Genomic DNA, 18,281 nt, shown 5'->3' with positions numbered 1-18,281 from the left:
CCGCCGCGGGGGAGCTCCCCCGCGGCGGCGGCCTGTAGCCTGCTGCAAATCTATCCCGCGGCCCGCGATTGACAACCCCGCCGGGATGCTACGCGGGCGCGACCTCGGCCGGGAGCTCGGCGGCGGAAAGTTCGGCGTCCGGCACCGCGCCGCCCAGGCGGTTCTCCACCCGCCGCGTGAGCCAGGCGCGCGCCGGGTTGAACCCCAGCGCCACCACGCCGCCCGCGACCGCCGCCCCGAACCCGTCGGACAGGTGCAGCACGTCCGCGATGAACGACGAGGCGACGTTCTCCACCACGGCGAAGAGGAGCGCGCCGCTCACCGCCATCATGCCGTACACGGTGGTGCGCTTGAGGGCCAGCCGCGGATCGAGCGCGCCCTGGAAGAAGATGGCGAAGGCGAGGCACACCACCATCACCAGCACCGAGAGCGACTGGCTGATGTTGGCGGCCATCATCACGCCGTATGGGATCTGGATCTCGCTGGCCGGAATGCCGGCCGAAGCCGCACGCGCGCCATGCACCGCACCGTACGCCATCGATGCCAGCATCACCACACCCAGCCAGAGCATGGAGTACAGCCCCTGCACCACCCACAGGATGCGGCGCTGGCCCACCGCATCGGCCACGGCGTAGCTGGCCCGCAGCAGCCCGACCCCGCGGTAGAGCGACCAGAGCAGGAGCGGTACGAGCGCCGCATACCACAACGGCTGCCCCGCCACGGAGCCCATCGTGGAGATGCAGGCCGCCACCGCCGCGCCGCCCCACACCGCCGCCGGCTTCAGCAGCAACCGGCGCCCGCGGCTCACCGGCTTCGCCACGCGGCCCTTGCGCTCGGCGCGCGCCCGGTCGGACGCTTCCACGCCCGCCAGCGTGAGCGGCTCCGGGAAGAGCGCGGCGAAGCGCAGGAACGCCCCGATGTACACCCACTGCATGGCGTTCTGGACGAGTACGATCGCCGAATAGGGCACCCCCGCCCGCGCCACGATGTACGCGGGGAAGAACGCGGTGGCCAGGAGCAGCGCCAGCGCGCGCGTCTCGGCCCGCGCTCCGGCGCGCCAGACGAGCGCCAGGGCGAGCCCCACCGCCGCCAGGCGCACCGCCCCCTCCACGTACAGCTCCACCGCGGGCACCGTGGCTTCCCCCAGGTTGATGCCGGCGGATGCGGAGATGGCCGCGTTCATCAGCCGCCGGTGCGCGGAGATCACCTGCGGCCACACGACGCCGATCAGCGACTGCACGATGCTGGCGGCGCACAGAGCGGTCAGCGCGACCTGGAAGGCGCGCAGCCTGGCGGGAGTGGAGGTACTCATGGAGGGCCTGCTTCGGGGAACAGAGGTTTGCGGGGAAGTGGAAGCTAGTGGCGCCAACCGCAACGCACAACGGGCTCAGGGCGCCAGCGCGGCCACGGCGGCGTACGGGTCTGCGCGGTTGCCGCGCGCGGCGGCGATGATGTCCGCGACGGTGCGGCGCAGGTCGCCGTTGCGCGAGCGGTAGACGCGGTCGAAGAGGCCGAGCCGCTGGTAGTAGATGCGGCGCGAGATCAGCGTGGCGTTGTTGAGCGGACCGCGCGTGAAGCCGGCGAACGACCCGGCTTTGAAGCGCGGCTGCACCTCGGCCGTGAAGCGCTGGCGCGCGCGCGCAAAGACGTTCTCGCGCTCGCGCAGCTTGTCCTCGCGGGTAAGCTCGGGGCGGGCGTAGAGCGCCTCCAGCTCCTGCACCAGCCCCTCCAGGAACTCGCCGAAGATGACGTCGTCCTCCCACGACGCGGCGGCTTCGCGGCAGCGCGGGCCCTGCGCCCCCTCGCGCGCGCAGAAGAAGTGCACGGCGCCGCGCCCGCCCACGAAGTTGGCGAAGCTCTCGTTGAACGCCACCTGCCCCGGCGCAAAAAAGGTGTTGTGGACGATCTCGTGCACCACCGTGTTCCCCAGCGACACGTCGTCGTAGCGCAGCAGGGTGGAGAGGAGCGGGTCGTTGAACCACCCCAGCGTGCTGAACGCCCCGGTCGGCCGCACGTAGGTGTCGAAGCCCTTTCGTTCCAGCCGCCGCGCCTCCTTTTCCGCGTCTTCCGGGTCGAAGAACCCCTTGTACGGCACGCGCCCAACGATGGGGAACCACCAGGTGTGCGCCTGGAAGGTGTCCTTGCGCGCCGCGGAGAGCACCATCGCCAGCGTGTCCGAGCGGACGCGCGAGAAGAGCGTGTAGCTGTCGCCGGCCTCCAGCCCCAGAGAGTCGCGCGCAAAGAGCCGCGCCTCCTGCACCAGCACCAGCTTGCGGCGCGTCACAGAGTCGGTCGCAGGGTCCGCCACGATCCGCGCGATCGGCTTGCGCCGCGCCAGGATCTTGGCCTCCTCCCAGCTCGCGCGCACCAGGTACGCCGGCGAGCACGCGGAAGCCAGCGCGCAGAGGATTAGGAGAGGCGCAAGGGTGCGGCGGGCGTTTTTCATCTGATGCCGTGTTCCAGAGTTGGCGCGAGCTCCTCCCACGCCGGGTTCAGCGATTTGACGGGATCGAGCTTCCTTGCACGTTTCCAGCCCTTGATCTCCTTCTCCCGCTCAAGCGCCGCCCGGATGTCGTTCGTGTGCTCGAAGTACACCAGCCGGGTCACCGCGTAGCGCGCGGTGAACGCCGGCTGCTGGCGATGCTGGTACATCCGCCTCGTGAGGTCGCGCGTGACTCCAACGTACAGGGTACGCGAACGGCTGGCGAGGATGTATACGAAGTAGTCGGGCTGTTTCATTTCTCTGTCATCCTGAGGGAGCCGCCTCAACGATGCCTGTGCCGCACTCCACCCCTCCTGCGGCGACCGAAGGATCTAGCCGGCGGGGCACGACGGCCGCGTCGACTCGCCATCCCCTCGACACACGCGCAGTAGATCCTTCACTCCGCGCCAGAGTACGGTTCCGGGGAGCGGCCGGAGCGGCGCGTCGTTCGGGATGACAAAAAAGGGGTTGAGGGCTGATAGATGTGCACACCAACGAATACCCCACCGAGCGACACGCCGCCCACACGCGTGCGAAGTGGGTCATCGTCTCAAGGGCGCGGACGAGCGCGTGGCGCCAACTGCCTGCACCCGGCGGTCAGCCGGCCCACTCCGCCCTGCGCCAGCGGCGGACGGAGTTGATCAGGTAGATCCCGTCGGCCCGGTGGAGGTCGGCGGGGCGCAGGACGCGCTCGCGAATGTCGCCGCGGTGCAGGAGGTGGGTGCGGAAGACGCCGGGGAGCAGGCCGCATGCGAGCGGTGGGGTCCAGAGCGCGCCATCGAGACGGACAACGAGGTTGGCGAGGGTGGATTCCGTCAGCTCGCCGCGCTCGTTCACCAGGAGAACGTCGTCGCAATCAGGGCGGGAGGCGCGGCGGGTGTCGTAAGCGGCGCGGTTCGTCGTCTTGTGGAAGAGGAGCGCGTCGCGGCTGTCCACCGGCTCCGGCGCGATCCCGATGCGCACCGGCGATGTCGATCGATCGACTGAGGATGTCTCAACGGCGGCTTCTCCGGCGCGATCCAGGAGGAGCCGCACACGTTGCGGTCCGCTAGTCCGGAGGCCGCTGTGGAGCGCGCGGATGATTTCGCCGCGGTCGAAGCGGAAGCCGAAGTGCTCGGCGGATCCTTTTAGCCGCCGCAGATGCCCGTCCAGCAGGAAGAAGCCCGCGCCGGGCTCGTAGAGGAGCGTTTCGAGGAGGCGGAAGTCGTTCGGCACGCGGTGGGTGAAGGCGGCCTTGTCCAGGCACTCGCGATGCTCCGCCGCCGCATCCGAGTCCCAGGTGATCCCGCTCCCTACCCCCATCTCCGCGCGCTTGGCCGCGCGATCCACCACCACGGTGCGTATCGCGACGCTGAACACCGCCTCGCCCGGCGACGCGAACCCAATGGCGCCGCAGTAGACGCCGCGCGGCTCCTCCTCCACCTCTGCGATGATCTCCATCGTCCGCACCTTGGGAGCGCCGGTCACGCTGCCGCAGGGGAAGAGCGCGCGAAAGATGTCGGTCAGGCGCGCGCCGGCGCGGGGCCGCGCGCGGATGGTGGAGGTGAGCTGGTGGACGGTTTCGTAGCGCTCCACCTCGAACATCCGCTCCACGCGCACGCTTCCCGGCTCCGCCACGCGCCCCGCATCGTTCCGCAGCAGGTCCACGATCATCAGGTTCTCCGCCCGCTCCTTGGGCGACGCGAGCAGATCCGCCGCGAGCGCCGCGTCCTCCGCAGGGAAGCGGCCGCGGGGGCGAGTGCCCTTCATCGGCCGCATCTCCAGCTCGCCATCGCGGAAGCCGAAAAAGAGCTCCGGCGACGCGGAGATGATGGCGCTGCCATCCACCTCCAGGTACGCGCAGAAGGCGGAGCGCTGCGCGCGCGCCAGGCGCTCGTACAGCGCGGTGGGATCGCCCTGGAAGGAGGCGCGCAGGCGCAGGGTGTAGTTGACCTGGTACGTGTCGCCCGCCGCGATCAGCTCGCGGATCTCGCCGACGCGCTGGAGGTACGCGGCTTTCGGGGTGGCGGCCTCCCACTCACCCAGCTCGAATTGTCCGTGCGGTGCCTCGTCCGGAGCGGCCTCGTCGCGCCTGGAGAAGATCGCAAACCAGGCGAGGGGGAGGCGTGGGTCGGGGGGGCGGGTGGTGAGAGCGGGATCAAAAGCGGGGGCGGCCTCGTACGCCACGAAGCCCGCCGCGTGCATCCCCGCATCCGTCGCCGCCTCCACCTCGGCCAGCACACGCACTACATCCTCCACGCGATCCGCCCGCGCGACGCGCTGGAACCCGGCGAAGCGGAACGAGCGCGCCCCCCGCAGCGGATCGAACGAGTCGAAGCGTACGAGGGGCGCGTCCACGGGAGCGGAACCGCTCAGCTTTCCACGGGGTGCGGCATCGGCTGGGGGCGGGTCATGCGCTCGGGGGAGAGGATCTTGTCGAGGTCTTCGCGCGCGATCCAGCCCTTTTCGCAGATCAGGTCCCAGACGCCGGCGCCGGTCTGGAGCGCTTCCAGGGCGACTTCGGTGGAGCGCTCGTAGCCGATGTACGGCACCAGCGCCGTCACCAGGCCGATGGAGTTCTCCACCATCCAGCGGAGGCGCTCGCGGTTGGCGGTGATGCCCACGATGCACCGCTCGCGCAGCACGATGGCCGCGCGGGTGAGCATGTCGGTGCTCTGGAACAAGTTGAAGCCGATCACGGGCTCGAAGACGTTGAGCTGCAGCTGCCCCGCCTCGGCCGCCATGGTGATGGTGAGGTCGTTCCCCACCACCTGGAAGCAGACCTGGTTCACCACCTCCGGGATCACCGGGTTCACCTTCCCCGGCATGATGGAGGAGCCGGGCTGCATCGGCGGCAGGTTGATCTCGTTGAGGCCCGTGCGCGGCCCGGACGAGAGGAGGCGCAGGTCGTTGCAGATCTTGCTCAGCTTCACCGCCACCCGCTTGAGCACGCCCGAGACCTGCACGAAGGCGCCCGTGTCGGCGGTGGCCTCGATCAGGTCGGGCGCCGTCTTCAGATCGAGCTGCGTGATCTCGGAGAGGCGCTGGCACACCAGGGCGGCGTAGCGGGGATCGCTGTTGATGCCGGTGCCGATGGCGGTGGCGCCCATGTTGGTCTCGCGGATCAGCGCGGCGGCCTCGCGCAGCCGGTCCATGTCTTCGCCGATGGTGACGGCGAAGGCGTTGAACTCCTGCCCCAGCGTCATGGGCACCGCGTCCTGGAGCTGGGTGCGGCCCATCTTGAGGACGTCCGCGAACTCGGCGCCCTTGGCGAAGAATGCGTCGCGCAGCTCGCCCAGCGCCCGCACCAGCTCGTCGATTCCCCAGTGCGCGGCGATCTTGAGCGCGGTGGGATACACGTCGTTGGTGCTCTGGCTGAGGTTGACGTGGTTGTTGGGATGCACCACGTCGTAGTCGCCCTTGCGCCGCCCCATCAACTCGAGCGCGCGGTTGGCGATGACCTCGTTGGCGTTCATGTTGGTGGAGGTCCCCGCCCCGCCCTGCACCACGTCCACCACGAACTGCGCGTGCAGCCCGCCGTCGCGGATCTCGCGGCAGGCGCGGACGATGGCGTCGGCCACGTCGTCCGGGAGGATGTCCAGCTCCTTGTTGGCCAGCGCGGCGGCTTCCTTGATGGCCGCCAGCGCGTGGATCAGGTAAGGATACTGCGACACCGGGATCCCCGTGATAGGGAAGTTCTCGGTGGCGCGCAGCGTCTGCACGCCGTAGTACAGGTCCACCGAAAGCTGGCGCTCGCCCAGCAGGTCGTGCTCGGTGCGCAGCTCGCCGGAAAGGTACCCGCTGCCACGCCCGCTGAGGAGCGCGTTGGCGTACCGGAGCCGCGACGAGATCACCTGCGCCGCGGCGGTCACCAGCTTCCCGTAGAGCTGCGGGTTCTCGCCGGCGATGAGGGCCACGGCGTCGCGCGGGATCTCCACAAACTCGGCATCCTCGGTCACCACGCCGCTGGTGGAGTGCGGGTAGTCGTCCAGCAGGCTCCCCTCGCCGAACGACTCGCCCTCGGTAAGGAGGTGCAGCACCTGAGGCCGGCCGTTGAAGCCTTTTACGATCTGCACCCGCCCCTTCACCAGCACCCCGAACGCGCGGCGCGGCTGGCTCTCGCGGAAGACGTACGCGCCCGCCGGGCAGCTCTTGGACTGCGCGTGCCCGGCAAGCGTGCCGAGCTCCTCGTCGCTGAGCGATTGGAAGAGCGGGTGCGAGCGGAGGGCGGCGGCGACGGACGGGTCCATGGCGACTGCAGGGGAACAGGGAAAGAGGGACGGGGAACGTGAATCAAGCCCGTCCGAGCGCTGTAACCTGTTCTCTCTGCCCCGTGTACGCAACCCGGTGCATGGAACGGAGATTGCACCCCCGCGCCCCTCCTTGGACCGGACGGGCCCGCTTCCGTGGGCCGGTGAGGGGACCACGCAATGGAGGGTCACATGGCGATCTGGGACCGCAACGACGACGGGAACCGCGGCAACATGGGCGGGCGCGCACGCAACCTGGCCGACCGCGCGGGGAACGCGATGCGCCAGGGGATGGACCACATGCACGACCGCGGCAACGGCGGCTACGACCGCATGAACTACCAGGGCCGCCCCAACGGCGGCTGGAACGGCGATTCGTACGGCGCCGGTGGCAACACCATGGGCTCCGGTACGCGCCCCATGGGGAACGAGTACGACCGCGACATGACCTACCGCGGCGTGCCGGGCGGCAACGTCAACGGCGGGATGGGGCGCAACCTGGGATACGGCTACGGCGCCGGCGACCGCGACGAGGCCGGGTTCGCCTCCATGAACTACGACCGCGAGTACGGGATGGGCGGCGGCCGGATGAACACCGGCTACGACCGCGGCTACGGCGCTGGGGGCGGGACGGGGTACGACCGCGGCTTCCAGAGCGCCCGCGACACCGACAACGGCGACCCCTTTGGCGACCGCCAGCAGCAGACCCCCATCCGGGTGATGCGTGGCCGCGAAGGGAACATGGGCGGCGGCAACATGGGGCGCGGCGACTTCGGGGATCGCGGGATGCCGGGGCGCGACCGCGGCGGCTACGACCGGAGCTGGGCCTTCGGCGCGCAGGGGATGGAGCGCACCGAAATCAACCGCGGGGACCGCAACAACCGCCTCTCGTCCGACCGGCTGGACCGCGAGGACGAGTCGTACCGCGCGTACCAGGACTACAGCGGCTACAGCCGCGGCCTGAACTACGAGCCGTATTACAACAGCGGCGAGTTCGGCGCGCAGGGCGGTGAGGTGGGAGACCCGGGGTTTGCGGCGAGGTACGACGCGAACTACCGCAACCGCAGGGATCGCGACTGGTTCTAGCGGGACAGGGAGCGGGGAACGCCCGCCGCGACAGCTGTCGCGGCGGGCTGAGTCGTTTGGGGGGCCCTCACCCGGCAGCTTACAGCTGCCACCCTCTCCCACAAACCGCCGTGGGAGAGGGGACGTGGGGGCGGTGCGGACCGGGGACGACGGTGTGGGGTTGGTGCACGGCGGCCACGCGGGGCCGCCCCTTCGTGGTTCGGCGTGTCAGGCGGAGGTCGAGACGGGGGCGAGGGAGGGCGCGATGAATCGCGCCCCTACCAGGGATGTCGTGGCAGGGGCGCGATTTCCAGCCCCCTCTCCCGATAACAGAGGGCGGAGCCCTCTCCTGTTATCGGGAGAGGGGGCAGTCGAGTGTAACGAGACGGGGGTGAGGGCCCTTCACCCCTGCCCCATCCGCCGCTTCAGCTCGGCGAGCTGGTCGTCGACGCTGGGGCGCGGAGGGGGGGGAGGCGCGCCGGAGAGGTCGTTGAGGGCGTCGGAGTAGGCGTTGTCGGAGGCGATGCGCTCCTCCATGCGCGACATGCTGTCCAGCGGGTCGGAGGGGTCGCGGCGGCCGGCGGCGTCGATGGCGGCGTGGGCCCCGCGGCGGCGGATCTCGGCCACCAGGATGAAGCGGTTCGCGTCCGCCTCCTTGTAGCGCCGCATCATCTCCTCGGATTCGGCGCGGCGAAGCTGGAGCTCGGCGTTGGCGGCGCGCAGCTTCTCCTCCAGCACCACGACGCGCTGGCGGTGGCGGTCCGCGAACTCCTTTGCCACGCGCGCCGTTTCCGCGTCGTTGATGCGCTCGGCCATCCCGCCGCGGCGCACGGTGTCGTCAAGGGCGCGGCGCTCGCGCTCCAGGTCGGCGGTGGTGGCCTGCACGTTCTTCTCGTACAGCGGAAGGGCGGCGCGCGCCTGCACCATCTCGCGGCGCATGGAGGCCAGCAGCCCCGCCACCTCGTCCTCGGGGTCGCGGCGCGCCGTCTCTTCCAGCAGGGCGCTCCAGCTCTGCGCGAACAGTCTCTTCAGGTCGTCCAGCATCGGCGGCGGGGAGCGGGAGGTGGCGATGGCGCGGGCCACGGAATGTCGGGGAGCGGGGGGCACCGGGGCAAGGGGTTGGCGGGGGCCAGCTTGGAGCCTCGTGGGCCTGATCCTTGCCTTGACGCCCCTCCCGACGACCACCCGAGGATTCCCAATGGCCAAGACCGAACCGGTTCCCATCCGCCTCCCCCGCATGGGGAACCTGTCCAAGGAAGAGCAGAAGTCCATCACCCACGGCGGCTTCTGGATCCAAGAGGCGGAGCGGGAGATCTACAAGCGGGCCCTGGCGGCGCTGAACGAGGCCGGGGTCCCGTACGTGGTCGCCGGCGCGTACGCCATCTACGAGCACACCGGCATCTACCGGCAGACCAAGGACCTGGACCTCTTCTGCGAGCCGGAGGCGGTGATGCAGGCGATGGAGGTCCTTCGCAAGGTGGGCTTCCGCAGCCGGCTGGAGCAGGGACACTGGCTGGCCAAGGCGCTCGACGACCCGTACTTCATCGACGTCATCTACGGAATGGGGAACGGGCTGGCGCTGATCGACCATGACTGGTTCCAGCACTCGTCGCCCGCCATCCTCGCCGCGACGCCCGTACGCGTGGCGCCGGTGGAGGAGCTGATCTGGCACCGGCTCTTCATCAGCGAGCGGCACCGGCACGACATGGCGGACATCGCGCACCTGATCCTGTGCAAGGGGCACCAGATGGACTGGCGCCGCCTGGTGGACAAGACGGGCGAGCACTGGCCGCTGCTCCTGTCGCAGGTGATGATGTTCCGGTACGTGTATCCCGGCTACAGCGACCAGGTGCCCGCGTGGGTGCTGGACGAGCTGCTGGAGAACGCGCGCTCCGCCGCCAGGAACCGCCCGGCCGAGGGCGACGCGCACGACGTGACGCGCGGCACCCTGATCTCGCGCTTCTCCTTCACCATCGACGTGAACGAGTGGGGCTTCCACGACCAGCGCGAGGAGCTGATCCGCCGCATGGAGCAGCACCCCTCCGTCACCGCGCTGGTGGCGAGCGACGTTTGGGACGAGCGCGCGTCGGCCGAGAAGAACGAGGCACACGACGACGCGGAGGAGGGCGACGGATGACGGCTCCGGCTACACCCGACTCCAACGGGCGTCCCGCGGAGCGGAGGCGCAGGACCGATCCGCGTCCTGGAGTCGTGCGCATCGCCGCCGTCGGCGACTTCCACTGCGGCGAGGAGGACGTGGGGAAGTACCGCGAGCACTTCGCGCGCGTCAACGAGGACGCCGACGTCCTGCTGCTGGCCGGCGACCTGACGCGGCGCGGCACCCCGCCCGAGATCAAGGTGGTGCTGGGCGAGCTCGCGGACGTACGCATCCCCATCCTGGCCGTCCTGGGGAACCACGACCACGAGAGCGGCCGCGTGGAGGAGGCGAGGGCGCTCCTCCGCTCGCGCGAGGGGCTGCACCTGCTGGACGAAGAGCCCTTCCAGCTCAATCCCCACGTGGGGATCGCGGGGGTGAAGGGCTTCATGGGCGGCTTCGGGCGGTGGACGCTGACCGCGTTCGGCGAGGCGGCCACCAAGGAGTTCGTGGGCACCACCATCGAGGAAGCACAGACGCTGGAGTTCGCGCTGCGCCGACTGTCGACACCGATTCGCGTGGTGCTTCTCCACTACTCGCCCACGGTGGACACGGTCATGGGCGAGCCGGAGACGATCCACGCCTTTCTAGGCAACGACCGCCTGGCGGAGCCGATCGACCGCTTCGGCGCCTCGGTGGTGTTCCACGGGCACGCGCACCACGGCACCTTTCGCGGCAAGACGGCGGGCGGCGTGCCGGTGTTCAACGTGTCGCTGTCGCTGGTGCGACAGGAGGGTGTGGGCGAGATGTACTTCGTGTACGAGATCGCCCTGCCGCAGGACGCCGCGGAGGAGATGGAGCCCGCCCCTGCTGCTAGCGGCGCTCCAGAAAGCGCATGAGCGCGGCCTCTTCCGCGTAGAAGCGCCCCGGCAGGCTCGCCTCGCCGGGGCGCATCTCTTTGCGCATCAGAGGCGCGATGGTCAGCCCGCGCTCGTACCGCTCGAAGACGGCGGGGTGGATGTACGAGCTGCGGCACACCGCCGGCGTGTTTCCCAGGTCCGCCGAGACCAGCTTGCAGGCGAGGAGGGTGTTCTTCTTTGCCTCCGTGGCGTTCTTGGGCGGCCCGAGCTCCGCCAGCACGACGGCCGCGCGCACGGTGCCGCCCCACGTCCGCAGGTCCTTGGACGTGAAGCGCTTCCCCACGATCTCCTTCACGTACTCGTTGACGTCGCGCGACGTCACGGGGTGCGCCTTTCCCTCGTCGTCCCGGTACTTGAAGAGGCGCGGTCCGGGGATCTCCAGGATCTCGCGCATCACCTCCACCAGCGGCGTGTCCGCCACCACCTGCCGCTGGTGGACGGCTTTCTTGCCGCGGTACTTGAAGACGAGGTTGTTCCCCTCGATGCGCAGGTGGTTCTTGCGCAGCGTGGCGAGGCCGAAGGTCTTGTTCTCGGTGGCGTAGCGCTCGCTCCCCACGCGGAAGGCGCCGCGCATCATCAGCCGCACGATGGTGGCCAGCACGCGCTCGCGCCCGACGCCTTCGCGCCCCAGGTGCTCGTCCGTGACCTCGCGCAGGTGCGGGATGCAGCGCGCCAGGTCGAGCAGCTTGCGGTACTTGCCGCGGGAGCGCTTGGCGGTGAACTCGGCGTTGTAGCGGTACTGCTTGCGCCCCGCCTTGTCGATCCCGGTGACCTGCACCTTGGCCTCGGGATCGGGCGAGATCTCCACGTCCGTCCACGCCGGCGGGATCACCAGCTTGCGGATGCGCTCCAGCGCCGCCTTGCTCTTGAGCGGCGCGCCGTCGCCTCGCAGGTAGCTGAACCCCGTCTCGGGGGTGCCGACCCTGCGCCAGGGCCGCTCTTTGGTTGCTTTCTTGGGCATTTGGCGGGTTGATGGATACAAGGAGCGGGCCGTGGGCCCTCACCCCCGGCTCGTTACACTCGCCTGCCCCCTCTCCCAATAACAGGAGAGGGCTGCGCCCTCGCTGTTATCATGAGAGGGGGCTTGGATACGCCGACATCACGCAGACGCCCTCGTAGGGGCGCGATTCATCGCGCCCGTGCCCGGCGCCGCTCCGCCACCCCGCGCGCACACCGATCCTGGTAGGGGCCGCCCCACGTGGCTGCCCGTGCCCACCCCCGCGCCGCCACATGCACCCCGCACAGATGCATGCGTGCGCCCCTCCCCCAGGTTGTTTTGGGGGAGGGGCAGCGAGGTGACGAGCGGGGAGGGGGCCTGCCACCGCCATCCCGGCCCCGTGTTTGCGCCAGTCATACCGCGTCGAACATCGTGCCGCCTGAAGAACCCGAAGAGAACAAGCCGTGGAAGACACAGATCTGTTGCTGAACCCGGAACGTCCGCTGATCGCCGTAACCACCTCGCTCGCGCCCGTGGGGGCGCACGGGCTGCCGGGGGTGAAGCTGAACGCGCAGTACATCGCATCGGTGGAGGGGCCCGGGGGCGCCACCCTGCTGCTGACCCCGGCGCACGACCTGGCCTCGGTGGAGCAGATCGTGGGAGTGGCGCACGGGCTGATGCTCACCGGCGGCGAGGACGTGGACCCGGCGCGCTACGGCCAGTCGCCGCACCCCACCGTCACCTCCGTGAACCCGGCGCGCGACGCGGTGGAGCTGGCGGCGCTGGCGGCGGCGGTGCGGCGCGGCATTCCGGTGCTCGGCATCTGCCGCGGGATGCAGGTGCTGAACGTGGGGCTCGGCGGCACGCTGATCCAGGACATCCCCTCGCAGCGCACCGGCGGCCTCCTCCACGAGCAGTCCGCGCCGGTGGACAAGGAGTGGCACCACGCCACCGTCGAAGAGGGGAGCGGGCTGGCCGCGATCTTTGGCACGCGCGCCCTCTTCATCAACTCCTTCCACCACCAGGCCGTGGACGCGCTGGGCGAGGGCCTGCGCGCATCCGCCTGGGCCGAGGACGGCGTGGTGGAGGGCGTGGAGGGGACCGGCGACACGTGGATCTGCGGCGTCCAGTGGCACCCCGAGCGCGGCGAGGCCGAGGCCCCGCAGGACCAGCGCGATCCCAACCGGCGGCTGTTCTGGGCGTTCGTCCAGGCCGCCCGCGAATTCGCCGCCGGGGCGGCGCGACCGGTGGGTGCGGCGGCGGGGTGAACTGCGGGGAATGGGGAATGGGGAATGGGGAATGGGGAATGGGGAGCGAAGGGACGGTGCGCCCCGCACGGATGCATGCAAACGCCCCTCCCCCAGGTAGTTATTGGGGGAGGGGCGGCGAGTGTAACGAGCGGGGAGGGGGCCCCTTCAGTCCAGCACCTCGAAGCTCTCCACCTCGTCCAGCGGAAACTCGTCGGACTCGCCGGTGGCGATGCGGCGGGCGCGGAGGATGTCGCGGCCGAAGCGGGCGCGCACGTCCTCCGGCACCACGATCAGCTCCGTGCCCCGCCGGTAGAGCTGCACCCGGGTGCCATCCATGATCGCGCGCTCCAGGCGGTCCAGGTCGTCCGGCGTCCACCTCATGGAGGGGGCGCCCGCCCGCTGTCCGGCGGCGGGAACTCGGCCGGCGGCGGCGGGCCCTGCGCCGGGGACGGCGCCGTCGTCTGCGTAGGTGGTGCGACCGGCGCATCGGGCGAGCTCTTCTCCGGGACCGGGTCGCGCGGGGGCGGCGGCGGGGTGCGCGGAGCGGCGCGCGCCGGGCGCGGCGCGGGGGCGGCGGGCGCGGGGATCAGGCCGCCGGGCAGCCCCTCGGGTCGCACCGAGATGTAGTAGTCGCGGATGAATAGCGAGTCGATCCGGACGAAGCCGCTGTCCGGCAGGTCGCCGAACTTCACCCCTGGCGCGGGGCGCGGCAGGTACACGTCCAGCGAGTCGATCCAGGCGTCGAACTCCGCGCGCGAGATCTTCTGCAGGTAGCCCTGCACGTCCACCCCGCTCCCGGGGTAGAAGGGGCGGATCGCCTGGCCTTTCGGCACCGGCTCCACGCGCACCAGGATCCAACGGCGCGGGTTCTGGGTGCGCACCCACACGGCGTTGCGCACCGTGCGGCTCTCCGCGATGCCGGTGAGGCGCAGCCGGCGGCCCAGCTCGCGGTCCTCCAGCGGGAGCGCGGACTCGAATGCCTCGCTCTGCATGGGAACCACCTGGGCGCGCTCGCCGCCGAAGTTGGCCTTGGCGCCCACCTGCTTCCCGGTGCTCATGGTGGCGTCGCCCAGGACGAAGGCCGAGCCCCACGCGATCAGGCAGAGGGTGACGATCGCCATCGTCCAAACCCAGAGCCGCTGGTTGCGGCCTCGTACGAGCCGGATGTCCATCGTGGTCCGCCGAAGGTTGCAGGGAGGCGCCGGAACCGGCGATCCGCCCCTGGTTTACAAGGCGCGTCGGCTTGCTCTGCCGCGCGCCGATCCGTTATCATGGACCGCCGCCGACGGCGGCCCATCGTATCATCGGACAATCCCACGGAGGAAGAAGCGTGCCCCGACCCGCCCCGGCGGCCAAGAAGCGCTCGCCGCTCACGCCGCTGTACCTGCTCCTGGGCCTCATCGTCGTAGCCGGCGCCGGGGTCCTGTTCACCCAGATGCGCAAGGGCGGCGAAGCTGCCCGGGCGCCCGTCGAGGTCGCCATCAGCCCGGCCGAGCTCCAGCGCCTCCCCGGGATGAGCATCGGCCGCCCGGACGCGCCGCTCACCATCCTGGAGTTCGCGGATTTTCAGTGCCCCGGCTGCCAGGGGTGGGCCACCTTCATGGAGCCGCTGATCAAGGAGCGCCTGGTGAACACGGGGCGCGCCCGCTACGTCTTCTACGACTTCCCGCTGGCGATGCACGCGAACGGCTTCATCGCCTCGCGGGCCGGCCGCTGCGCCAACGAGCAGGGGAAGTTCTGGGAGTACCACTCCGCACTCTTCCAGAACCAGGGGAAGTGGGCGTTCGAGGAAGACCCCGTCCCGCTCTTCACGGAGTACGCCGCGAGCGTCGGTGCGGACGAGGACCGCTTCGAGGAGTGCATCCGCTCGGAGCGTTTCGCCAAGGAAGTCTCGGAGAGCGTCAAGCTGGGCGAGTCGCTCGGGGTGGGGGGCACGCCCACCATCTTCGTGAACGGTCAGCGCCTGCAGGACATCCCAGGCAACTACAGCCAGTTCGCCGCCGAGCTTGAGAAGATCGCCCCGGGCTCCACCGGCGCCGCGGCGCCGGCCGACAGCGCGGCGCGGTGACGACCTCCGAGGCGGCGCGTCCGGAGGTGTACGGCGACGACTTCGCCGGCGCCTCCCCGCGCCCGCCGGTGGCGCGGATGGGGATCGCCGTGCTGTCGCTGCTGGGGATCTTCGTGGCGCTCTACCTGTCGATGTACAAGTGGGGGATGATGGGCCCCATCCAGTGCAAAATCGGCGGGTGCGAGACGGTGCAGAACTCGCCCTGGTCCGTGCTCTTTGGGCAGCCGGTGGCGGTGTGGGGGCTGGGCGCCTACATCACCCTGCTGGTGGTTTCGATGCTGGGGCTGCAGCCGCGCTTCGCCGATGCGCGGTGGGTGGCGCTGGCGCTCTTTGGGATCTCGGGCGTGGGGGTGCTCTTCTCCGCGTACCTGACGTACCTGGAGGCGGCGGTGATCCACGCGTGGTGCCAGTGGTGCGTGATCTCCGCGATCCTCATCACGCTGATCTTTCTCCTGTCGGTCCCGGGCCTGAAGAGGGCCCGGTGAGCGGCCTCGATCCAACCGCTGGAGGCATGATGCCGGAAGCGCCGGGCCCCACCGTTCCCGTCCGCCTTGTCTTCGCGGACAAGGGCACCTTTCACGCGGAGACGGTGCACGTGCAGCAGAGCGCCCTCAGCCGCTACGACCGGCTGATCGACCTGCTCCGCGAGGAGGACAGCGTGACGCAGCACATGTACCTCGACATGCAGCGCCTCGTCTCCGCCTACGTCGTCGGCGAAGAGCACTGATCCTCCTGCCGTCCGCAAACGCCCGCACCTGAGCGCAGGTGCGGGCGTTTGTGCATCCGCCAACAGCGATCTCACACAGAGACACAGAGGAAAACGGAAAGAAGGGACAGAGGATACCTTGTCGTTCCCTCTTGCAGTACCCTCTGTGTCTCTGTGTGAGGCCCTTTTCAGTTCGACGGCGCCGGCGCGGGACTCGCTAGCGCGGCGTCGAGCTCGGCCTTCATCTGGTCGAACGTGACGGCGCCGCCCAGGAACCGGGTGCCGTTGATGACGAACGCGGGCGTCCCGCTGATCCCGCCGCCCGACGCCTTCAGCGCGTCGCCGATGATGAGCTGCGCCACGCGGTCGTTGGCGGTGCAGTCGCGGTAGCCCGCCATGTCGAGGCCGATCTCCGTGGCGAGTGCATCGAAGCGCCGCGCCGCGTCGGCCATCCCGCTCCACTCGCGCTGCGTGGCGAAGAGGCGGTCGTGCATCGGCCAGAACTTCCCCTGCGCCCCGGCGCACATCGCGGCCTCGGATGCCGCGTAGGCGCGCGGGTGGTTGGGCAGCGGGTAGTTGATGAACACCATCCTCGCCTTGCCCGTGCGGATGTACGCGCTGTCGAACTGCCGGTACGTGGTCTCCGTCCACTGGCGGCAGAACGGGCACTGGAAGTCGGAGACCTCCACCACCGTCAGCGGCGCTCCCTGCACGCCCTTGGCGCGGTCCCGGTCGGCGCGCGGGAGCACGGAGTCCACGTCGGCGGGCACGGGGGCCGCCGCCGCGCCCGCGGAGGGAGCCGGCGGCCGGGCGCACGCGGCGCTCCCCGCCAGCGTGAGCGCGATGGCGGCCGCGAGGGCGCGGCGAAGTGCGTCGTTGCGATTCATGGGAGCCTTCATGTGGGTTGGGTGGCGGCGCGTGCGCGCTCCAGCGGCCAGTCACGGACCTTCGCGGGGGGCCAGCGCCCTTCCCTCGCCCGCTCCACCAGACCGGCGGCCTCATCGCGGGCGCGCGCGGCGGTCTCCGCGGTGGCCCAGCCGTGTCGCTCCGCCTCGGCCAGCTCGTCCTCGTCCAGCACCTGCACCCCGCCGTCCGCGCCCAGCCAGACGTCCAGGCAGAGGTCGGTCGTGCGCCAGCGGTCCCCCTCCATCTCCACCGGGGTGAGGACGTTGGCGTAGAAGCCGGTAAAGGTGCCGTCGCGCAGGTGGAAGCGGCCGATGTCGTGCCAGAGGCCGCGAAAGGTGAACCAGACCACGGGCGCTCCCGGTTCCAGGATCACCCGCGTCCCCGCTTTGACGGGCTTCGGGAGCTCGGCGGCTTCCAGAAAGGTGACGACGCACTCCCCGTCATCCTCCAGCACCCGCTGGCTGAAGCGCTGCTCGCGGTCAGGGAGGCGCCGGTATTCGATCTCCACCCAGCGCTCCCCCGCCACGTCAGACCTTGCTGTTGGGTGTCTCGACCGTCGCGGTGCCGTCGTTGTGCGGCACCAGGTGCATGTCGCCGAAGATGTGCGGCGCTTCGTCGCGCAGGCGGCTGAGCACGGCGCCGGCCAGGCGGCGGATCTCCACGTCGGCGGTGGCGCTGCCGCGCATCTCCACGAAGTGGCGCCAGGCGCGGGCGTTCCCCGTCATCACCAGCTTCGTCTCCGCGCAGTTGGGGAGGACGGCGCGGGCGGCCTGGCGCGCGCGCTTCTTTCGCATCGTCGCGGGCCCGCTGTCGCCCACCATCTCCGTCATCTCGTCCAGCAGCCGGCGGTACGCCTGCAGCGACCCCTCGCACGCCTGCTCCCACGCGCGGTACGCCTCCGTGCCCTCGTCGATCTCCGGGGGGATCACGAACGCGATGTCCGACTCGTCCACGTATCTCTGACTTAGCTGACTGTATGACATGCCGGCTCTGTGTCGGACGAGCTCGTGCGTAAGCGAGCGGCTCACCCCTTCGATAAGGAAGGTGAAGACCGCGTGCTCCAGAACGCTCCCGTGCTTCACCTGCAGGATGTTCCCCAGGTACGCCTCGTTCGTCGTGCGCCCGGCGATGGTGCGGTGTCCTCCTTCGAGGCCACTGTCCTCTCCGAAGGACAAATAGCAAAGCCGTCCCGCGAACTCCGCAAGCGCCTCGCCCGGCACGTCGCTGTCGCTCTCCCAGCGGATGTGTGGTGGCGGGATGAACTGCTGGCGCGCGATCAGAGTCACGCGCGGCGCGCGGATGATGTGCATCGGGGGAACCGGTGTCTCGGGGGTCGTCGCGGGCGAGCGCGACAAGGTAGGCGGGCGGGCGCGGAGCGTCAAACGGGTGCGCACCCGGCGGCGTGATAGCCACCAACGGTGCGGGCGGCGGTGCGGCGACGGGCACGGGCGGCCACGCGGGGCCGCCCCTACGGGTTTGGTGCGCAGAAGCGCAGACCGAGGTGGGCGGGCGGCGGGCAGACACGCAGGTCCCCCCTACGGCATCGGTGCGAACGGCAGGAGGTCGAGGCGGGGCGTTGGAGGGCGCGATGAATCGCGCCCCTACGACGGCATCGCGGTTCCG

19 protein-coding genes are annotated in these 18,281 nt (G+C 70.3%); 7 read left to right on the top strand and 12 right to left on the bottom strand.

Features of this window, described 5'->3' with window-relative positions:
• Nucleotides 1-88: 88 nt before the first annotated feature.
• The 5 genes from VF584_10235 to aspA form a co-directional block, all read right to left on the bottom strand.
• A complete protein-coding gene (locus tag VF584_10235; protein HEX8210542.1) occupies nucleotides 89-1,312 on the bottom strand; it encodes a hypothetical protein in 1,224 nt (407 codons plus the stop codon).
• 75 nt (nucleotides 1,313-1,387) lie between these two features.
• Nucleotides 1,388-2,446, bottom strand: a complete 1,059-nt coding sequence (locus VF584_10230; protein HEX8210541.1) for an aminopeptidase — start codon at nucleotides 2,444-2,446, stop codon at nucleotides 1,388-1,390.
• Entirely contained in the window at nucleotides 2,443-2,739 is a 297-nt protein-coding gene (locus VF584_10225; protein ID HEX8210540.1) for a GIY-YIG nuclease family protein, read from the bottom strand. Before VF584_10225 ends, VF584_10230 begins: the two co-directional genes overlap by 4 nt.
• Nucleotides 2,740-3,079: 340 nt before the next feature.
• Nucleotides 3,080-4,819, bottom strand: a complete 1,740-nt coding sequence (pabB, locus tag VF584_10220) for an aminodeoxychorismate synthase component I (protein HEX8210539.1) — start codon at nucleotides 4,817-4,819, stop codon at nucleotides 3,080-3,082.
• Nucleotides 4,820-4,833: 14 nt separating this feature from the next.
• Nucleotides 4,834-6,711, bottom strand: coding sequence for an aspartate ammonia-lyase (gene aspA / locus VF584_10215; GenBank protein ID HEX8210538.1), 1,878 nt, complete (start codon nucleotides 6,709-6,711; stop codon nucleotides 4,834-4,836).
• A gap of 192 nt (nucleotides 6,712-6,903) precedes the next feature.
• On the opposite strand from aspA, the gene VF584_10210 reads away from it, so the two are divergent.
• Entirely contained in the window at nucleotides 6,904-7,797 is an 894-nt protein-coding gene (locus VF584_10210) for a hypothetical protein (protein HEX8210537.1), read from the top strand.
• A 381-nt stretch (nucleotides 7,798-8,178) separates the two neighbouring features.
• Here the strand turns inward: VF584_10210 and VF584_10205 are convergent, their stop codons facing one another.
• Nucleotides 8,179-8,859, bottom strand: coding sequence for a hypothetical protein (locus VF584_10205; GenBank protein ID HEX8210536.1), 681 nt, complete (start codon nucleotides 8,857-8,859; stop codon nucleotides 8,179-8,181).
• 115 nt (nucleotides 8,860-8,974) lie between these two features.
• Here VF584_10205 and VF584_10200 point away from each other — a divergent pair, with 115 nt between their 5' ends.
• Together VF584_10200 and VF584_10195 are read left to right on the top strand one after the other, a co-directional pair.
• Complete coding sequence (locus VF584_10200) at nucleotides 8,975-9,913, top strand: hypothetical protein (GenBank protein HEX8210535.1); 939 nt, start codon at nucleotides 8,975-8,977, stop codon at nucleotides 9,911-9,913.
• On the top strand, nucleotides 9,910-10,770 hold the full coding sequence (locus VF584_10195; protein HEX8210534.1) for a metallophosphoesterase: 861 nt from the start codon (nucleotides 9,910-9,912) through the stop codon (nucleotides 10,768-10,770). Before VF584_10200 ends, VF584_10195 begins: the two co-directional genes overlap by 4 nt.
• Here VF584_10195 and VF584_10190 read toward each other — a convergent pair.
• A complete protein-coding gene (locus tag VF584_10190; protein ID HEX8210533.1) occupies nucleotides 10,745-11,752 on the bottom strand; it encodes a hypothetical protein in 1,008 nt (335 codons plus the stop codon). The two genes, VF584_10195 and VF584_10190, sit on opposite strands and share 26 nt — an antisense overlap.
• A 440-nt stretch (nucleotides 11,753-12,192) precedes the next feature.
• On the opposite strand from VF584_10190, the gene VF584_10185 reads away from it, so the two are divergent.
• The gene (locus VF584_10185) at nucleotides 12,193-12,996 is read left to right on the top strand and encodes a gamma-glutamyl-gamma-aminobutyrate hydrolase family protein (protein ID HEX8210532.1); all 804 of its coding nucleotides are present in this window, start codon (nucleotides 12,193-12,195) and stop codon (nucleotides 12,994-12,996) included.
• Nucleotides 12,997-13,143: 147 nt separating this feature from the next.
• Here the strand turns inward: VF584_10185 and VF584_10180 are convergent, their stop codons facing one another.
• Together VF584_10180 and VF584_10175 are read right to left on the bottom strand one after the other, a co-directional pair.
• On the bottom strand, nucleotides 13,144-13,359 hold the full coding sequence (locus VF584_10180) for a hypothetical protein (GenBank protein ID HEX8210531.1): 216 nt from the start codon (nucleotides 13,357-13,359) through the stop codon (nucleotides 13,144-13,146).
• Entirely contained in the window at nucleotides 13,356-14,150 is a 795-nt protein-coding gene (locus tag VF584_10175; GenBank protein ID HEX8210530.1) for a hypothetical protein, read from the bottom strand. Before VF584_10175 ends, VF584_10180 begins: the two co-directional genes overlap by 4 nt.
• 158 nt (nucleotides 14,151-14,308) lie before the next feature.
• On the opposite strand from VF584_10175, the gene VF584_10170 reads away from it, so the two are divergent.
• The 3 genes from VF584_10170 to VF584_10160 are packed head-to-tail and all read left to right on the top strand — an operon-like array spanning nucleotide 14,309 to nucleotide 15,773.
• A complete protein-coding gene (locus VF584_10170; protein HEX8210529.1) occupies nucleotides 14,309-15,046 on the top strand; it encodes a DsbA family protein in 738 nt (245 codons plus the stop codon).
• Nucleotides 15,043-15,531 carry a vitamin K epoxide reductase family protein gene (locus tag VF584_10165; GenBank protein ID HEX8210528.1) on the top strand — a complete coding sequence of 163 codons (489 nt, stop codon included), beginning with the start codon at nucleotides 15,043-15,045 and terminating at the stop codon, nucleotides 15,529-15,531. Before VF584_10170 ends, VF584_10165 begins: the two co-directional genes overlap by 4 nt.
• Before the next feature lie 29 nt (nucleotides 15,532-15,560).
• Entirely contained in the window at nucleotides 15,561-15,773 is a 213-nt protein-coding gene (locus VF584_10160) for a hypothetical protein (protein HEX8210527.1), read from the top strand.
• Between the two features lie 167 nt (nucleotides 15,774-15,940).
• Here VF584_10160 and VF584_10155 read toward each other — a convergent pair whose 3' ends face one another.
• The 3 genes from VF584_10155 to thyX are packed head-to-tail and all read right to left on the bottom strand — an operon-like array spanning nucleotide 15,941 to nucleotide 17,968.
• The gene (locus VF584_10155) at nucleotides 15,941-16,639 is read right to left on the bottom strand and encodes a thioredoxin domain-containing protein (protein ID HEX8210526.1); all 699 of its coding nucleotides are present in this window, start codon (nucleotides 16,637-16,639) and stop codon (nucleotides 15,941-15,943) included.
• Nucleotides 16,640-16,647: 8 nt separating this feature from the next.
• On the bottom strand, nucleotides 16,648-17,166 hold the full coding sequence (locus VF584_10150) for a DUF402 domain-containing protein (protein HEX8210525.1): 519 nt from the start codon (nucleotides 17,164-17,166) through the stop codon (nucleotides 16,648-16,650).
• A 19-nt stretch (nucleotides 17,167-17,185) separates the two neighbouring features.
• Complete coding sequence (thyX, locus tag VF584_10145) at nucleotides 17,186-17,968, bottom strand: FAD-dependent thymidylate synthase (GenBank protein ID HEX8210524.1); 783 nt, start codon at nucleotides 17,966-17,968, stop codon at nucleotides 17,186-17,188.
• Nucleotides 17,969-18,281 lie beyond the last annotated feature (313 nt).

It is taken from the genome of Longimicrobium sp., assembly GCA_036389135.1.
Taxonomy (GTDB): Bacteria; Gemmatimonadota; Gemmatimonadetes; order Longimicrobiales; family Longimicrobiaceae; genus Longimicrobium.
Note: the sequence above shows the minus strand (reverse complement) of the source record. Positions and strands in the feature narration are given on the sequence as shown.